15 protein-coding genes, 1 other RNA gene and 1 pseudogene are annotated in these 16,227 nt (G+C 65.5%); 8 read left to right on the top strand and 9 right to left on the bottom strand.

Going from position 1 to position 16,227, the window contains the following annotated elements; translation table 11 throughout:
- Positions 1-310 precede the first annotated feature (310 nt).
- Positions 311-841, top strand: a complete 531-nt coding sequence (locus BJ122_RS09640; protein ID WP_110780828.1) for a TIGR02281 family clan AA aspartic protease — start codon at positions 311-313, stop codon at positions 839-841.
- Between the two features lie 136 nt (positions 842-977).
- Here BJ122_RS09640 and BJ122_RS09635 read toward each other — a convergent pair whose 3' ends face one another.
- The 3 genes from BJ122_RS09635 to BJ122_RS09625 all read right to left on the bottom strand — a co-directional run bounded on the left by BJ122_RS09635 (position 978) and on the right by BJ122_RS09625 (position 3,357).
- Positions 978-1,907, bottom strand: coding sequence for a PfkB family carbohydrate kinase (locus tag BJ122_RS09635; protein WP_110780827.1), 930 nt, complete (start codon positions 1,905-1,907; stop codon positions 978-980).
- Positions 1,900-2,850, bottom strand: coding sequence for an NAD(+) diphosphatase (gene nudC / locus BJ122_RS09630; protein WP_110780826.1), 951 nt, complete (start codon positions 2,848-2,850; stop codon positions 1,900-1,902). Before nudC ends, BJ122_RS09635 begins: the two co-directional genes overlap by 8 nt.
- Positions 2,851-2,931: 81 nt before the next feature.
- Positions 2,932-3,357, bottom strand: coding sequence for an HIT domain-containing protein (locus BJ122_RS09625; RefSeq protein WP_110780825.1), 426 nt, complete (start codon positions 3,355-3,357; stop codon positions 2,932-2,934).
- Between the two features lie 128 nt (positions 3,358-3,485).
- On the opposite strand from BJ122_RS09625, the gene ffs reads away from it, so the two are divergent.
- From ffs to BJ122_RS09600, 5 genes and pseudogenes are all read left to right on the top strand, one after another.
- Positions 3,486-3,582, top strand: an RNA gene (gene ffs, locus BJ122_RS09620) — signal recognition particle sRNA small type.
- 169 nt (positions 3,583-3,751) lie between these two features.
- On the top strand, positions 3,752-5,668 hold the full coding sequence (locus BJ122_RS09615) for a DNA polymerase III subunit gamma/tau (protein ID WP_110780824.1): 1,917 nt from the start codon (positions 3,752-3,754) through the stop codon (positions 5,666-5,668).
- Positions 5,669-5,683: 15 nt separating this feature from the next.
- Positions 5,684-6,007, top strand: a pseudogene (locus BJ122_RS09610) (YbaB/EbfC family nucleoid-associated protein); the annotation flags it as partial.
- A gap of 2 nt (positions 6,008-6,009) precedes the next feature.
- A complete protein-coding gene (gene recR, locus BJ122_RS09605) occupies positions 6,010-6,615 on the top strand; it encodes a recombination mediator RecR (RefSeq protein ID WP_110780822.1) in 606 nt (201 codons plus the stop codon).
- Positions 6,616-6,638: 23 nt separating this feature from the next.
- Positions 6,639-7,040: a hypothetical protein gene (locus BJ122_RS09600; RefSeq protein WP_110780821.1), complete on the top strand. Its 402-nt coding sequence runs from the start codon at positions 6,639-6,641 to the stop codon at positions 7,038-7,040.
- A gap of 15 nt (positions 7,041-7,055) precedes the next feature.
- Here BJ122_RS09600 and BJ122_RS09595 read toward each other — a convergent pair whose 3' ends face one another.
- From BJ122_RS09595 to BJ122_RS09570, 6 genes are all read right to left on the bottom strand, one after another.
- Positions 7,056-7,499, bottom strand: a complete 444-nt coding sequence (locus BJ122_RS09595; protein ID WP_110780820.1) for an NfeD family protein — start codon at positions 7,497-7,499, stop codon at positions 7,056-7,058.
- Between the two features lie 89 nt (positions 7,500-7,588).
- A complete protein-coding gene (locus tag BJ122_RS09590; protein WP_110780819.1) occupies positions 7,589-8,587 on the bottom strand; it encodes an SPFH domain-containing protein in 999 nt (332 codons plus the stop codon).
- A 165-nt stretch (positions 8,588-8,752) separates the two neighbouring features.
- On the bottom strand, positions 8,753-9,790 hold the full coding sequence (gene hemH / locus BJ122_RS09585; RefSeq protein ID WP_110780818.1) for a ferrochelatase: 1,038 nt from the start codon (positions 9,788-9,790) through the stop codon (positions 8,753-8,755).
- A gap of 105 nt (positions 9,791-9,895) precedes the next feature.
- On the bottom strand, positions 9,896-11,086 hold the full coding sequence (locus tag BJ122_RS09580) for a nickel/cobalt transporter (protein WP_110780817.1): 1,191 nt from the start codon (positions 11,084-11,086) through the stop codon (positions 9,896-9,898).
- A gap of 26 nt (positions 11,087-11,112) precedes the next feature.
- Complete coding sequence (locus BJ122_RS09575) at positions 11,113-11,760, bottom strand: DUF1007 family protein (protein ID WP_110780816.1); 648 nt, start codon at positions 11,758-11,760, stop codon at positions 11,113-11,115.
- On the bottom strand, positions 11,760-13,814 hold the full coding sequence (locus BJ122_RS09570) for a M3 family metallopeptidase (protein WP_430694770.1): 2,055 nt from the start codon (positions 13,812-13,814) through the stop codon (positions 11,760-11,762). The genes BJ122_RS09575 and BJ122_RS09570 overlap by 1 nt, the downstream gene beginning before the upstream one ends.
- 179 nt (positions 13,815-13,993) lie before the next feature.
- Here BJ122_RS09570 and BJ122_RS09565 point away from each other — a divergent pair, with 179 nt between their 5' ends.
- Positions 13,994-14,254, top strand: coding sequence for a hypothetical protein (locus tag BJ122_RS09565; protein WP_110780814.1), 261 nt, complete (start codon positions 13,994-13,996; stop codon positions 14,252-14,254).
- Positions 14,255-14,934: 680 nt separating this feature from the next.
- Entirely contained in the window at positions 14,935-16,077 is a 1,143-nt protein-coding gene (locus BJ122_RS09555) for a type III PLP-dependent enzyme (protein ID WP_110780813.1), read from the top strand.
- Positions 16,078-16,227: the final 150 nt, after the last annotated feature.

Below are 16,227 nucleotides of genomic sequence, written 5' to 3'. Positions count from 1 at the left end.
CGAAACGGCATGGAACGCCTCCCCAAAAAGAGCCATTCCAGCCATTGTGATGTGTCCGCTATGTCCCTGAACACCCGTCAGGGATGTCCCCGGGCCAAACAACAAGCGCGGGCATGACGAGTCAATGGTAGGAGCCGTTGGTATTAGAGCTTCGGTTCTGTCTCCATCAGAACCGAAGAAGCTCTCAGCGCAATTAACGCTTCGCTCACCCTTTTGGCGAAGAAAGACCTGTCGGCGCCGCGGTTCGCTCGCGGCGGCGCGAGTGCCATGGTGCAATGGCCGCCCCGGCAAGGTTCGATGAGTTGGCGTTATGCGTAACATCCTGATTGCCGCGAGCGTGCTGGTGCTGCTCGGTTCCGCGATGGCAGAGCTTGCCAATCGCCTGTCGGTGACGCCGGCCATGGCTCACACTCCGACGTCCGGCACCGTCGGCGTCGCGTCGCAGCGCGACGAGGCCCAGCGCGCCGGCCCCCGCAGCGTCAACGTGCCGCGCGATGCGCGCGGTCACTTCCAGGTCGATGGCCGCATCGATGGCCAGCGGCTGGCGTTCATGATCGACACCGGCGCGTCGGTGATCGCGCTCAATGAAAGCTCGGCCGCCAAGATCGGGCTGCGGCCCGCGCGCGCCGACTACCGCGCCACGGTCAACACCGCCAATGGCACGGTGAAGGCCGCGCCTGCGCGGATCGCCCGGATCGAGATCGAAGGCCTCGTGGCCTATGACGTCGCGGCGCTGGTGCTGCCTGATCAGGCGCTCACGGAAAACCTGCTCGGCCTCTCGTTTCTGTCGAAGCTGAAGCGCTTTGAATTCGCCAACGGCCGGATGGTGCTGGAGCAGTAATCGGGCGGCCCCAAAGCAATGAGGCCGTCATGCCCGCGCTTGTCGCGGGTATCCACGTCTTAGGAGCCGTGCAGCATCAAAGACGTAGATGGCCGGGACGAGCCCGGCCATGACGCTTGATAGCATGATATTGGTATCAGGCGTGACGCGCGCCGCTGCGCAGCAGCTGCTCGACTTCCTCGCGCCAGGGCGCCGCGAATGCGCCGCCAAAGCGCGTGCATTTCAGCGCCGCTGCGGCTGAGGCGAAAGTCAGCGCATCATTGATGGCTTGCCGCTCGGTGATCGCCAAGGCGAACGCGCCGTGGAAGATGTCGCCGGCGCCGAGCGTATCGACCGCCTGCACCGCAAAGCTCGGCGTTTCCTGCAAGCGGCCGGCTTCATCGCGCCAGATCGTGCCCTGCGGGCCGCGCGTGCCGGCCAGAAACGCCGGCGTCAGCGCCGCGAGCTTGTCCAGCGCTTCGGCATCGCTCGTTGCCGATGCGGTGGCGCGCAGCGCGTCGCTGGAAAACACCAGATGCGAGGCCACGGTCAGCAGCGGATCAGTGAGCGCCATCGGCCGATCGATATCGACCACCACGGCAAGCCCGCGGCTTCGCGCGGCAGCGCACAGCTCGATGCCGAACGGTGCGCAGCGGTTTTCGATCAGGATCGCGTCGCAGTAGGGCAGCAGCGTCGCGGCATCGGGCAGCTTCACCTGCCACAGCCCCGGATCGCGGAAAGTGACGATGGTGCGCTCGCCGCCCTCATCGAGCATCACTGCCGATACCGGCGTGGTCAGCCCCGGCATCGCCACCAGATGGGTGGCATCGATGCCCTCGCGCGCGAGCTGATCGAGCAGCGTGTGCTGCGCCGGCTCCGTGCGGTCGCCCATCGGCCCGGTGAGCAGCGCGCGGCCGCCGAGCCGCGCAATGCCGATTGCGGCATTGATGGCGTTGCCGCCGCAGATTTCCGCAAAATGCTCGGCGCGCTTCTTGGCGCCGCGCACGGGCATTGCGTCGATCCGGAACGTCAGATCGCGCACCGGCATGCCGATGCACAGAATCCGTGGCGCAGAAACGTCAGTCATGCGCGGCCTCCGGCTCCAGCCAGCGGCGCAGCAGATGATGGGCGATCGCGAATGGATGCGGTCCGCTCAACTGATCCGGATGCTGGCGGCGCAGCAATAGCAGCGCCTCGTCGCGCGCAAACCAGCGCGCGTCTTCCAGCTCGGAATGATCGATGGTCAGTTGCTCGGTGCTGGCCTTGGCCGTGCAGCCGATCATCAGCGACGACGGATAGGGCCAGGGCTGGCTCATATAGTAGCGGATATCGTCGCAGCGCACGCCGGATTCCTCGAAGATTTCGCGGCGCACCGCGTCTTCGATGGTTTCCGCCGCTTCTACAAAGCCGGCCAGGCACGACCACATCCCGGGCGGAAAATGCTTCTGCCGGCCGAGCAGGCATTTGTCGCCGCGCGTCACCAGCATGATCACCACCGGGTCGGTGCGCGGGAAATGCTCGGTCTTGCAGCTTGGGCAATCGCGGCGCCAGCCGCCCTGCGCCATGGTGGTGCGGGTGCCGCAATTGGCGCAGTAGCCATGGCGCTGATTCCAGCCGACCAGCGATTTGGCGGTGGCGATGGCCGCCAGCTCCTGCGGCGGGATCACGCCCTGCATCACCAGGCCGCGCAGATCGGTCAGCAGCGCATCCGCGCGGCCGGCGAACTTCTCGGCCGCGGCCGGCGCCATGCCCATGCCGAACAGCGCTGCGCCGTCATCGCGCAGCCCGAGAAACACCGTGCCGGGATTGGCGCCGAGCGCGATCGCTTCATCGATGGTGAGCTGGGCGCGCGGGCCGCCCGCCTCCTGCTTCAGCACCAGACCATCGCGATGCACCACATAGGCGCGGGTGGTTGGCTTTGATTCCAGCCGGAACAGATGATCGTCGTCATTGCGCAGATGCGCGGCGCGGTCGAGGCCGTGGCTGACAAAGGCCGGATGGCCGAGCGGAAACAACGAAGAAGCGGTCATGCACGAAGGTCCGCGTGGCTGAAGGCCGCTGGCGGCCGCGGAGGGGGACAGGCGGGGCGGGCGCGGAGGCGCCCGGTTCGATCAGCTGAGCCAGATTTTCCGGCGCAGCGCGCTGATGAACAATTGCAGTTCCTCGGGGTCATGCGCCAGCGGCGGCATCACGCCCCACACCGGGCGCGGCCAGGCGGCGTCGCTGGTGCGGCGCGCGATGATGTGAACGTGCAGCTGCGGCACCACATTGCCGAGCGCGGCGACATTGAGCTTGTCGCATTTGGTGACCTCTTTCAGCGCCCGGCCGACCCGGGCGATTTCGGCCATCAATTGCGCCTGCGCCACCTCGTCGAGATCGATGATCTCGGTGATGTCCTCGCGGCGCGGCACCAGCAACAGCCAGGGATAATGGGCGTCCTTGATGATCAGAACGCGCGACAACGGCAGGTCGCCGATGTCGACGGTGTCCTTCTGCAATTGCGGGTGCAGCGTCCAGGTGGCGGCGGAAGCGGGCATGGGGCGTCGTGATCCAAGGAGGCCGCGGCGGGGCGGCGGAGCATTGCGGAACCGCCGGGCTTTACCACAGGGCGCCGTCCTCGTCGCCACGCTTGCATTCCGATCGGTTTAGCGCCAAATAGGCACCGGGAGATTGGCGGTGGACGAGCCACTCGCCAACCGGGTCAGGTCCGGAAGGAAGCAGCCCTAACGAGGTCCGGATCGGGTCGCTCGTCAGTCTCCTACTTGTTTTTCTGAGCGAATTGACGCTCCGACCGATCGAAGGCCTTTTGCATGGCCAGCCCCCTTCGATCCGGATCGTGCCCCGGCGGGGCAGCCGCGAGGCGAGGGCGGCCCCAATTGCCAGTGCGTTTCCGCAACCCGGCTCCGACAGACAACCCTTGCGGATCGAGTGATGACTGACGCTGGCGCCCCGACACTTCCTCCGAGCGACGTTGCCGAGCAGCCGGGTTTTGCGCTTGGCGAAACGGCCGCCGCTGCCGCGCCGACGCCCTATCGGGTGTTGGCCCGCAAATATCGCCCCAGCAGCTTCGACCATCTGATCGGCCAGGACGCCATGGTGCGGACGCTGTCCAATGCGTTCGAAACCGGGCGGATTCCGCAGGCCTGGGTGCTGACCGGCGTGCGCGGCGTCGGCAAGACCACCACCGCGCGCATTCTGGCGCGCGCGCTCAACTACGAATTGCCCGATGGCTCGGTGAAGGGACCGACCATCCACATGCCGGTGCTCGGCGTGCATTGTCAGGCGATCATGGAAGGCCGGCACATGGACGTGCTGGAGATGGACGCCGCCTCGCACACCGGCGTCGATGACGTGCGTCAGATCAACGATAGCGTGCGCTATGCCCCGGCCGGCGCGCGCTACAAGGTCTACATCATCGACGAAGTGCACATGCTGTCGAACGCGGCCTTCAACGCTTTTCTGAAGACGCTGGAGGAGCCGCCCGAGCACGCCAAATTCGTGTTCGCCACCACCGAAATCCGCAAGGTGCCGGTGACGGTGCTGTCGCGCTGCCAGCGATTCGATCTGCGCCGCGTCGATGCCGACGTGCTGATGCAGCATCTTGGCAATATCGCCGCCAAGGAAGGCGTTGAGATCGAGGCCGAGGCGCTCGGGCTGATCGCGCGCGCCGCCGAGGGCTCGGTGCGCGATTCGCTGTCGCTGCTCGATCAGGCGATCGCCCATGCCGCTGGCGTGGTGCGCGCCGACGCAGTGCGGCAGATGCTCGGGCTCGCCGATCGCACGCGGGTGATCGATCTGTTCGGCCATCTGGCCGCCGGCGACATCGCCGCGGCCTTTTCAGAATTTCGCGATCAATACGACACCGGCGCCGATCCGGTGGTGGTGCTGAGCGATCTCGCCGAATTCGTGAACTTCGTCACCCGCGTCAAAGTGGTGCCTTCGATCGCTGACAATGTCGCGTATGGCGAGACCGAACGGCTGCGCGGGCGCGACTACGCGGTAAAACTGTCGATGCGGGTGCTGTCGCGCATGTGGCAGATGCTGCTCAAGGGCATCGCTGAAGTGCAGAGCGCGACCCGCCAGGTCGCGGCGGCGGAAATGGTGCTGGTGCGCATCGCTTATGCCGCCGATCTGCCGACGCCTGATGAAGCGCTCAAGATGCTCGACCAGAACGGCGGCGGCATGGTGCCGGTTGGTGGCGGCGGCCGCGGTTCGGCCGCGCCCTCGGCGCCGTCCGCGAGCATGGCGATGCCGGCGACCACCGCGATGGCGATCGCGTCGCCGCCTGCCGGCAGCCCGTCGCTGTCGGCGCCGCGCATGATGGCGCCGCGCGGCACCGCGGAAGCCACGGGCCGGCTGCAGATCGTGGCGCCCGCGCCCGCCGAGACCCCGGCCGCGCCGCAGGTGAAGATCAACACGCTGCCGGAACTGGTGGCGCTCGCCACCCAGAAACGCGATCTGATCACGCGCGCCGCGCTGGAAGCCGACGTCCGCTTGGTGCGGATCGAAGACGGCCGGCTGGAAGTGGCGCTCGAGCGCTCGGCCGCGCGCACCCTGATCAATGATCTGTCGCGCAAGCTCGAGCTATGGACCGGCCGGCGCTGGGCGGTGATCGTCTCGAACGAAGAGGGCGAGCCGACCTTGCGCGCCCAGGCGCTGGAGCAGCAGAACGAACGCGAGCGCGCCGCCGCAGCTGATCCGCGGGTGCAGGAAGTGTTGGCGCGTTTTCCGGGCGCCAAAGTTATCGAAGTGCGGCGGGTCGTTCCGGACGAGCCGCCGAATCTGGCAAGTGGTGAGGAATATTCGGCCGATGACGCGCCGGATAGTCTCGATAGCGACGATCAATAACAGTTTTGGAAGGAACAGACCGTGGCTGATTTTCTCGGCATGATGAAGCAGGCCGCCCAATTGCAGTCTAAGATGAAGGAGATGCAAGCCGAGCTCGATCGCGTCGAGGTCGAAGGCATTTCCGGCGGTGGGCTGGTCAGCGTGCGCATGAGCGCCAAGATGGAAGTGCGCGCGATCAAGATCGATCCGTCGCTGGTCAAGGCCGACGAAGTCGGCGTGCTGGAAGATCTGCTGGTGTCGGCCCATGCCGACGCGCATCGCAAGGCCGAAGCCGCGATGCAGGAAAAGATGAAGCTGCTGACGGGCGGTCTGTCGCTGCCGCCGGGGCTCGGCCTGTAAGCATGGCCGGTTCGGTTGCCGGGCCCGAGATTGAGCGGCTGATTCAACTCCTGGCCCGGCTGCCGGGACTTGGCCCGCGCTCGGCGCGGCGCGCCGCGCTGCATCTGATCAAGAAGCGCGACGCGCTGATGACGCCGCTGACCGCGGCGTTGCAGGTCGCGCTCGATCGGATTCAAGTCTGCAAAATCTGCGGCAATATCGATTCGCAAAATCCGTGCACGGTGTGCACCGATCCGCGCCGTGATCCGTCGATCATCGTGGTGGTGGCCGATGTCGCCGATCTGTGGGCGCTGGAACGCGCCAACGCGGTGAACGGCCGCTATCACGTGCTCGGCGCGACGCTGTCGCCGCTCGATGGCGTCGGCCCGCAGGATCTCACCCTCGACGCGCTGGTGGCACGCGCCCATGAGACCGAGGTGACCGAGGTGGTGCTGGCGCTCAATGCCACCGTCGATGGCCAGACCACCGCGCATTACATCACCGATCTCTTGCAGGAAGCCGGCGTCCGGGTGACGCGGCTGGCGCATGGCGTCCCGGTCGGCGGTGAACTCGATTATCTCGACGAAGGCACGCTGTCGGCCGCGATGCGGCAGCGTACGCTGTTCTGATCAGCTCGCAACGAAGGATAAAGATGGCCAACGAAGCCCGACGCGGATTGCTGCTGGCGTTCGCCGCAGTGCTGATGATGGGCAGCGATGTCAGCGCCGCCCAGGCACCGAAAGTGCTGGCGCGCGGCGATGTGCTGAGCGGCCAATTGAATGCGATGCGCAGCCGGGTCGACGGCAAGCGGGTCAGCACCTTTCAGATCGTCAGCGAGCCGCGCCGGCTGCCGCCGCCCGGCGGGCTGTGCAATCTCGAAACCGGGCCGCAGACTTTTCAGCTGGTGACCGCCAATGACGAGCAGGCCGCGCAGCTCAAGAAGCTGCTCGGCAAGGAAATCAAGATCCGGATTGGCGAGGTGAGTTGTGCCGATGAAGCGGGGCAGATCAGCGAAGCGGTGGTGAAGAGCTGGAGCGTGGTCGGCCAGCCGTAACCGCGCGTTTGAGATTTAGGTCGCGACCACCGTCAGTCGCACGCCATCGGCGCTGACGATCCGAATCCGGGTGCCGGCCGGCGTGTCCGGTCCAGCAATGCGCCACAGCGTATCATCGACCCGCACCGTGCCGATGCCATCGACGATTGGCTTTTCCAGCGTGAATTCGCGGCCGACCAAGGCTTCGGCGCGACGGTTAAGGAATGGCGAATTGCCTTCGCCATTCTTGGTGACGGCGAAATGCCGCCACAGCGGCACCGCCGACACCGCGAACAGCGCGAAGGCGAGTAGCTGCGCCTGCCATGACGGCGAGGTCACCAGCGACAGACCGCCAACCAACAGCGCGGCAAGACCGAGCCAGAACAGAAAAATACCCGGCGCCAGCAGCTCGAGCCCGATGAGCACAAAGCCGAAGATCAGCCAATTCCAGCTTCCCAGCGAAGCGATCATCTCGGTCATTAACCTTCTCTCAGCAGCGGCGGTCCATTACCGATATCCGATTTTGCCTGCTGAACACCAGAGTAGCGCCGCGCAGTTTGGGATTGACCTTAACGCGGTGCTTGCGGCGGCGCGGTTGGGCCCGTGGTCGGCACCGAGCCGCGCCGGACATCTTGATTCACAGCGTTATCGCCGAAGGTGGCTTTCGCGATCTCGCCGATCCCGGCGAGTGAACTGAGCATGCTGCTGGCCTCGATCGGCAACATCACGATTTTCTGATTAGGCGCGGCGGCGAGCTGGCCGAACGCCTTGATGTATTTGTCGGCGACGAAGTAGTTCAGCGCGGCGACGTCGCCATTGGCGATCGCGTCGGACACCATCAGCGTCGCCTTGGCTTCGGCCTCTGCTGATCGCTCGCGCGCTTCGGCGTCACGGAAGGCCGCTTCGCGCCGGCCCTCGGCTTGCAGAATCTGCGCTTGCTTGGCGCCTTCGGCGCGCAGGATTTCCGATTGCCGCTGCCCTTCGGCCTGCAGGATGTCGGCGCGCTTTTCGCGCTCGGCTTTCATCTGCCGGCCCATCGCTTCCACGAGATCGGCCGGCGGCACGATATCCTTGATCTCGATGCGGTTGACCTTAACGCCCCACGGCGCCACCGCGGCATCGACCACCCGGAGCAGCCGCTCGTTGATCTCATCGCGATGCGACAGCACCTGGTCGAGATCCATCGCGCCCATCACCGAGCGGATGTTGGTCATGGTCAGCACCACGATCGCCTGATTGAGATCGGAGACTTCGTAGCTGGCCTTGGCGGCGTCGAACACCTGGAAGAAGGCGACGCCGTCGACGGTGACGGTGGCGTTGTCGCGGGTGATCACCTCCTGCTGCGGGATCTCGATCACCTGCTCCATCATGTTGATCTTGCGGCCGATGCGCTCGAAGAACGGGATGATCAGATTGAGGCCCGGCTGCAGCGTGCGGGTGAAGCGGCCAAAGCGCTCGACCGTCCAGGCAAAACCTTGCGGCACGGTTTTCACGCCGGCGAGCAGCGTGAGAACGACAAGCGTTACGAGCGTAATGGTAAAGATGTCGAAACCATTGAGGAGGTCCATAGCCGTCTCCGTCTGGGCTGCTTCGGCAAATCAATCAGCCGCAACCTTGTGGGGTTGCGGCGCCGACGGCAAGACACAGGATACGGGGAGGAGCGGCGCGGGCGCTGTTACAGCCGGCCCTTAAAAGCCAACCTTATAGCCAGCCTGACTTACAGTCAGCCTGACTTACAGCCAGCCTTGCAGCTCGCGCAGCACCAGCTGACGAATCACGGCGATGCCGCCGTCGCTGTCATTCAGGCAGGGCACCGCGGTGAAGTGTTCGCCGCCATTGTGCAGGAACAGCTCGGCGTTCTCCTGGGCGATCTCTTCCAGCGTTTCCAGGCAGTCGGAGGCAAAGCCCGGCATCACCACGGCCAGCCGCTTCACGCCCTCTTTGGCCAGGCCCTCGATGGTCTTGTCGGTGTAGGGCTGCAGCCACTGGTCATAGCCGAACCGCGACTGGAAGGTGATCAGCAGCCGGTTCTCGTCGAGCCCAAGCTTGGCGCGTAGCGCGTCGGTGGTGGCCTGACACTGCGATTGGTACGGGTCGCCGCGGTCGATATAGGCCTGCGGCATGCCGTGGAACGACGCCACGATCCGCTCCGGCTCGAACGGCAGCGTGGCGAGGTGCGCGGTGATCGAGGCGGCCAGTGCGTCGATATAGGCGCGGTCGCGATAATAGGGCGGCGTGACCCGCAGCGTCGGCTGCGCCCGCATCTCGCTCAGCACCCGGAACGCTTCGTCGCATACCGTCGCGGACGTGGCCGCGGAATATTGGGGATAGAGCGGCACCACCAGGATCCGGGTGCAGCCTTGGTCATGCAGGGCGGCGATCCGCGAGCGGATCGAGGGATTGCCATAGCGCATCGCCCAATCGACGATGATGTTCGGATGCGCGGCCAGGCTGTTGGCCAGCTTCTGGCGCTGCGCCCGGGTGATCGACTTCAGCGGCGATTCGTTGGTCTCGGTGTTCCAGATCTTCTGGTAGTCCTTGGCCTTGCGGGCCGGACGGGTCCGCAGGATCAGGCCGTTGAGCGCCAGCTTCCAGAACAGGCCCTGGTTCTCGATCACCCGCGGGTCCGACAAGAACTCGCGCAGATAATTCCGAACCCCCTTGGTGTCGGCGCTGTCGGGCGTACCAAGGTTGACCAGAAGCACGCCGATCCGGTCCGGAGCCGAATCGGCTGCGGGCTCAGCGCCGAGAATGGGAACAATCACCGTCATAGGGCCCGTGGCTTCGCGCGTTGGCTTATCATTGTCAAGATAAGGCGGCGCATGCGTTCGTCCATCTTCTGAGACGCAGCTTTGCGCTTTCTGATCCTGATATTCTTAAAGACAGGTGACGCGCTCGGTGCCGACATAACCCAGCAGCAGCCCGAGTCCAAACAGCAGCACCAGCCCTGCGGCGGCGAATTCAACGCCGCGGACAATCAAGGTGCCGGCTCCCGGCCGGTTCCCCGCTAGGCGCCGTGCCACGCTTTTGGCGGACACCGCCAGGATGGCGATAGTCGCCACCGTGATGGAGGTGCCCAGACCCATCGCAAAGGTGGCGGCAACGCCGGCCCAGAACAGTCCCTGGGCCAGCGCGAACACCAGCACCAGGATCGCCCCGGAACAGGGGCGAAGACCGACGGCCAGCACCGTGCCGAAGCCACGGCTCCAGCCGCCCGGACCGGCCAGTTCGCCCGGCTCCGGCCCGTGTGAATGGCCGCAATGCGCGTCGTGGACATGAGCATGGCCCGGCGCGGCATCGTCATGGTGATGGTGGGTATGCGCAGCTGCGTTGGCGGCGCCATGCTGTGCCGCGCAGGTCGGGCACGGCTGCTCTGGCCCATGATCGTGCCCTGCCTGGGGGGCAGGGTCAGGGTGGCCGTGATGATCAGCGGCGCCGGTCCCGGCGGGGACCTCCGCCACAGCGGGCGTTGATCCGGCCCGCAGCGTGCGGATCAGGTTGCCGCCTTTGTTCCAGACCAGCCCTGCGCCAAAGACGATGATCAGCACGTAGCTGGCGATCTCGATGGCGCGCTCGGCGCTGCACATGGTCTTGGCGGTGACGTTGAGCAGCCAGGCGCCAACGCCGACGATCGTCACCGCGACCAGCGCCTGCAACAGCGACGACACCAGCGCCAGCACGATGCCGCGCCGGGCGCTTTCCTCATTGGCGACCAGATAGGACGAAATCACCGCCTTGCCGTGACCGGGGCCGGCGGCATGGAACACGCCATAGGCAAACGAGATCGCGATCAGGGTCCAGACCGCGCTGCCATCGGATTTGGCGGCGCGGATCGTGCCGGTCATCTGCTTGTAGAACGCCGATTGCTGCGCCAGCAGCCAGCCGATCACGCCGCCCGCTTGCGGCTCGGGTGCACTGCCGGGCGGCGCGCCGAACGGATTGGCGGCGAGCGCGGTATGCAGCGCGCCATCGGCGAGAAGGCCGGCGGCGGCGAGCAGGCCGACGCCGAGCAGCGCCAGTCTGGCCGGCGTCCAGTTTGCGCTGACAGGAATGCGGATCGAGGGCATCGGCCCTCTGCGACGCTGAACAAGGCTCACGGGCAGGTCACTGCAATCTTGTTGGCGAACATCGCGCCGTAGTTGGAATTGTCCCCGGACAAAAAGTTCTCCTCGCCGAGTTTGGCGGCATTGGCGCTGCCGTCGCTGGGGCGCTGGAAAGCGAGCCGGCAATTGTTAGGCGCGCCGACCAGTTTCACTGGGTCTTTATCCTCGAAGGTGAATTCGATGAAGTAGGACGGGTCGTAAACTTCGAGTGACAATTCCTGGGTCTTCACAGGCGTCCTGAGCGGCAGCGTGAAAAACAGCGTCAGCGCCGCGTCCTTGTATTCGAGGTGATAGTCGGTCGGCTCCAGGAATTTCTGCTTTTTGCCTTCGACCTTGGCGAAGGTGAAATAGGCAAATTCTTTCAGCGATTCGACATTGGTCTGCGCGAGCGGTGCCAGATCCTCGCGGGAATAGACGCCCTTTTCCTTGCTGGTCAGCCCCTGCACGGCATAGGCCGAGAACGCATCGTCGAATCGCCAAGCGTGACGCACGCCGGTGATAGTGCCGTCCGGCGCGTACAGCACTTCACTGCGCGACACGATCCAGACATGGGGATGGGCCTGAGCCACACTGACGGCGGTCTGGGCCGCGGCGGCGATCAGGATCAACAACACCAGCGCGCGCCGCAGCCAGCTCATCAGGCCGCCTCCGCCTGATCGAGCAGCCCGCGCCGGCGCAGCAGCGCGTCGGGCGCGGGATCGCGGCCACGGAATGCGGCATAGGCCTCGGCGGGATCGCGTGAGCCGCCGGAAGCATAGATGTAATCGTGAAGTCGCTGCGCCACGTTCGGATCGAAGATGTTGCCGGCTTCTTCAAAGGCGCCGAAAGCGTCGGCGTCCATCACCTCCGACCACATATAGCTGTAGTAGCCGGAAGCGTAATGGTCGCCCGAGAAGATGTGGCCGAACTGGGTCGGGCGATGGCGCAGCGCGATTTCCTGCGGCATGCCGATCTTGGCGAGTTCGCGCTGCTCGAAGCTCGCGATCTCGCCGATCGCGGCGGCGGGCTGGGTGTGGAATTCCAGGTCGATCAGCGCCGACGCCACGAATTCCACGGTGGCGAAGCCCTGGTTGAACTGCCGTGCCGCCAAAAAACGGCGCAGCAGATCGTCGGGCAGCGGTTCGCCGCTCTGGTGATGGCGCGCGAAGCGCTGCAGCACCTGCGGCTGCTCCTGCCAATGCTCATAGAGCTGCGAGGGCAGTTCGACGAAGTCGGTGAACACCGCGGTGCCGGACAGCGACGGGTAGGTGACGTCCGAGAGCAAGCCGTGCAGCGCGTGGCCGAATTCGTGGAACAGCGTGCGCGCATCGTCCGGCGACAGCAGCGCCGGCGCGCCGCCGGTGCCTTTGGCGAAATTGCAGACATTGATGATCAGCGGCGCGATGGCGCCATCGAGCTTCTGCTGGTCGCGCAGCGAGGTCATCCAGGCGCCCGAGCGCTTCGAGGGCCGCGCGAAGTAGTCGCCGTAGAACAGCGCCTTGTGCGCGCCGGTGCGGTCCTTGACCTCCCAGACCCGGACGTCGGGGTGCCAGACCGGCACGTCGCTGCGCAAGGTGAAGCTCAGGCCGAACAGATGCTGCGCGGTGTCGAACGCCGCGGCGATCATGTGGTCGAGCGTCAGATACGGCTTGATCGCGGCATCGTCGAAATCGGCGCGGCGCTGCCGCAGCTTTTCAGCGTAGTAGCGCCAGTCCCACGGCGCCAGCTCGAAATTGCCGCCCTCTTCGGCGATCAAGGCCTGCAGCGCGTCGCGGTCGGCGAGCGCCCGGGCCCGCGCCGGCCGCCACACCCGCTGCAGCAGATCGCGCACCGCCTCCGGGGTTTTGGCCATCGAATCATCGAGCCGATAGGCCGCGAAGGTCGGATAGCCGAGCAGCTTGGCGGTTTCCTCGCGCAGCTGCAGGATCTCGGTGATGATGGCGTTGTTGTCGTTGCCATTGCCGTTATCGCCGCGCGCGATGAACGCCTTATAGACCTTCTCGCGCAGGTCGCGGCGGGTCGAGCTTTTCAGGAATGGTTCGACCGAGGACCGCGACAACGTCACCACCGCCTTGCCGGCGAGGCCACGCTCCTCGGCAGCCGCCTTGGCGGCGGCGACGAAACTGTCCGGCAGGCCGTCGCAATCGTCCGGCCCGATTTCCATGAACCAGTCCTGCTCGTCGCCGAGCAGATGATGGCTAAAGCTGGTGCCAAGCTGCGCCAGCCGCTCATTGATGGCGGCGAGCCGGTCCTTGGCGCTTTGGTCGAGGCCGGCGCCGGCGCGGCGGAACCGGGTGTAGGTGCGTTCCAGCAGCCGGGCCTGTTCCGGCGTCAGGCTGAGCTCGGCGCGGCGCTGATAGAGCTGGTCGATGCGCGCGAACAGCGCGGCATTCATCAAAATCGGATTCCAATGGCGCGCCATGCGCAGCGAGACCTCGGAGTCGATCTCAAGCAGCGCCGGGCTCGAATGCGCCGAGACCAAATCATAGAACACCGCCGCCACCCGGTTCAGCAGCCGGCCGCTGCGCTCCAGCGCGGTGATGGTGTTGTCGAAATCCGGTGCCGCCGGGTCCGCGGCGATGGCTTCGATCTCGGCGACATGGTCGCCAAACGCCTGCTCGAATGCCGGAATGAAGTGCGCGGGCTTGATCTGGTCGAACGGCGGCGTTTCGAACGGCGTCATCCAGGGCTGCAGCAGGGGATTATCCAGCATTGCGGGCATCGAGAGGACCTGCTCCGGGTTTCGGGGATTGGCGTGAAGGATATAGCATGCGCGCCGGGAATTTTTAGTCCGGCAGGGCTGCGCCGCGGGCCGGTCCCGCAAGCTTTTTGCGATGGGCTTGCCGTGACAGCCGTTTTCGGAGAGATTGCGGCCACCACGAGGACCCAAAGATGAGCAAGCAGCCTGCTTCCACCGCGCCCCGCCAGATCGTCTGGCCGACCGTGATCACCGTGATCTCGGCCGCGATTCTGATCGGCGCTGAGGTATTTGGCGCGGCGTTTGCCGGCGGCTGGGCGCTCGCGATCCTGTTCGGCCTCGGCGAGGGCGCCTCGCACATCCTGCAGGCCGTGCTGTTCTTGTGCGGCGTCGTGGTGATGATTGCCTTCATCCGGGCGGCGCGCCGCGCTGAGCCGTTTACCCGCCGCGTCTGATACTCGCCGCGTTTCGAGCGCGTCACAAAGCCGCGCGCTCGTGCCTGCTCCAGATACCTGAAACGCTGCTCGGCGCCGCTTGCGGCGCGCGAAGTTGAACGTCTGTTCATGCGGCCGCCGTTACGCACAGCTAAGAGCGCGGCGTTGAAGTGTAGCAGCGCTATTAACCTAAAAAAAAACTTGCGAAGCCGGGGTAAAGCACCTATGTCCCGGCTTGCCCAATTTCGCACGTGCCTGTGGTCGTGTGTCGATCGGTGGGTATCCGGACAAGAGGCCGGACAGCCGCCAAGGGGTGATCAAGGCCGAGGGTCTCGTGGGTGTTCTCCGCGGGGCCAGCATCTCTCTCAAGAGCTGCCGTTGAAGGTCTCTCACCTTTTGCAACCGTGATCGGCAGCCGGAGGCGAACCGGCGCACCCCGCTCTCAACGGGGGACGCGACTTAAAGCAACGACGGAGCGGGCTTTTTTGGTCTCTACCGGCTTTCCATCAGCCGGCGCGGGCTACTGAAAAGGCTTGTCCTTCATTGCCAGGTGTGCGGGCGGGATCTCCCCATCCAATCCACGGCAGCACTGTTCGGTTTCGAGTTTTCGGCTCGTCGCGCCTCCATCGCGCGTCGGCTCTGAAGGCGTCGGAACGAACGTCACGTTTGATTGCGCCCTGGCTGGGCGTTGGGAGTGTGCCATGACCGAACGTATTCAGGAATTCCTCCGCGACCGCCGCAACAAGGGTCTGGACGTCGAGCCGTGCCTGGTCGTTGACCTCGAGGTCGTGCGCGACAATTACCAGAGCTTTGCCGCTTCGCTGCCGGACAGCCGCGTGTTCTACGCTGTGAAGGCCAATCCGGCGCCGGAGCTGCTGGCGATGCTGGCGTCGCTCGGCTCGTGCTTCGACTGCGCCTCGGTCGCCGAGATTCAGATGGCGCTGGCCGCCGGCGCGACCCCGGACCGCATCTCGTTCGGTAACACCATCAAGAAGGAGCGCGACATCGCGCGTGCCTTCGAGCTCGGCATCAACCTGTACGCCGTCGATTGCGCGGCGGAGGTTGAGAAGGTGGCGCGTGCCGCCCCGGGCGCCAAGGTGTTCTGCCGCATTCTGTATGATTGCGTCGGTGCCGAATGGCCGCTGTCCCGCAAGTTCGGCTGTGAGCCGGCGATGGCGGTCGACGTGCTCGACCTCGCCAAGCGTCTGGGCCTCGAAGCCTATGGCATCTCGTTCCACGTCGGCTCGCAGCAGCGCAAGCTGAAGTCGTGGGACCGTGCCCTCGAGATGGCGGCCGCGGTGTTCCGCGACTGCGCCGAGCGCGGCATCAATCTGTCGATGGTCAACATGGGCGGTGGCTTCCCGACCAAGTATCTGAAGGAAGTGCCGGCTGTGGTGCAGTACGGCCGCTCGATCTTCCGGGCGCTGCGTAAGCACTTCGGCAACCAGATCCCGGAAACGATCATCGAGCCGGGCCGCGGCATGGTCGGCAATGCCGGCGTGATCGAAGCGGAAGTCGTGCTGATCTCGAAGAAGAGCGAAGCCGACGACGTGCGCTGGGTCTATCTCGACATCGGCAAGTTCGGCGGTCTCGCCGAGACGATGGACGAGGCGATCCGCTACCCGATTCGCTCGCGCCACGACGGTGCGGAGATGCGTCCGTGCGTGCTTGCCGGTCCGACCTGCGATTCGGCCGACGTGCTGTACGAGAAGATGCCGTATCCGCTGCCGGTGACGCTCGAGATCGGCGACAAGCTGCTGATCGAAGGCACCGGCGCCTATACGTCGACCTACTCGGCGGTGGCGTTCAACGGTTTCCCGCCGTTGAAGACCTACCACATCTGATGCGGGCGTAAGCTCGTTCACTTCAAGCGGAGCCGGTGCGCCGGCTCCCCCTCTCCACCTTGATGATAGCTCCGCGGCTATGCGGAGGCTGCCGGCTAGCGGATGACAGCGCGCGACAGAGTTCGGCGCCCCGCACGGACAGCCTCGCGA

Origin of the sequence: Rhodopseudomonas faecalis (assembly GCF_003217325.1) — a bacterium.
In the GTDB taxonomy this organism is placed as follows: Bacteria; Pseudomonadota; Alphaproteobacteria; order Rhizobiales; family Xanthobacteraceae; genus Rhodopseudomonas; species Rhodopseudomonas faecalis.
Note: the sequence above shows the minus strand (reverse complement) of the source record. Positions and strands in the feature narration are given on the sequence as shown.

Coding starts and splice junctions, on each gene's coding strand:
- BJ122_RS09640 (WP_110780828.1), top strand. CDS start 311: ATGCGTAACATCCTGATTGCCGCGAGCGTGCTGGTGCTGCTCGGTTCC.
- BJ122_RS09635 (WP_110780827.1), bottom strand. CDS start 1,907: ATGACTGACGTTTCTGCGCCACGGATTCTGTGCATCGGCATGCCGGTG.
- nudC (WP_110780826.1), bottom strand. CDS start 2,850: ATGACCGCTTCTTCGTTGTTTCCGCTCGGCCATCCGGCCTTTGTCAGC.
- BJ122_RS09625 (WP_110780825.1), bottom strand. CDS start 3,357: ATGCCCGCTTCCGCCGCCACCTGGACGCTGCACCCGCAATTGCAGAAG.
- BJ122_RS09615 (WP_110780824.1), top strand. CDS start 3,752: ATGACTGACGCTGGCGCCCCGACACTTCCTCCGAGCGACGTTGCCGAG.
- recR (WP_110780822.1), top strand. CDS start 6,010: ATGGCCGGTTCGGTTGCCGGGCCCGAGATTGAGCGGCTGATTCAACTC.
- BJ122_RS09600 (WP_110780821.1), top strand. CDS start 6,639: ATGGCCAACGAAGCCCGACGCGGATTGCTGCTGGCGTTCGCCGCAGTG.
- BJ122_RS09595 (WP_110780820.1), bottom strand. CDS start 7,499: ATGACCGAGATGATCGCTTCGCTGGGAAGCTGGAATTGGCTGATCTTC.
- BJ122_RS09590 (WP_110780819.1), bottom strand. CDS start 8,587: ATGGACCTCCTCAATGGTTTCGACATCTTTACCATTACGCTCGTAACG.
- hemH (WP_110780818.1), bottom strand. CDS start 9,790: ATGACGGTGATTGTTCCCATTCTCGGCGCTGAGCCCGCAGCCGATTCG.
- BJ122_RS09580 (WP_110780817.1), bottom strand. CDS start 11,086: ATGCCCTCGATCCGCATTCCTGTCAGCGCAAACTGGACGCCGGCCAGA.
- BJ122_RS09575 (WP_110780816.1), bottom strand. CDS start 11,760: ATGAGCTGGCTGCGGCGCGCGCTGGTGTTGTTGATCCTGATCGCCGCC.
- BJ122_RS09570 (WP_430694770.1), bottom strand. CDS start 13,814: ATGCTGGATAATCCCCTGCTGCAGCCCTGGATGACGCCGTTCGAAACG.
- BJ122_RS09565 (WP_110780814.1), top strand. CDS start 13,994: ATGAGCAAGCAGCCTGCTTCCACCGCGCCCCGCCAGATCGTCTGGCCG.
- BJ122_RS09555 (WP_110780813.1), top strand. CDS start 14,935: ATGACCGAACGTATTCAGGAATTCCTCCGCGACCGCCGCAACAAGGGT.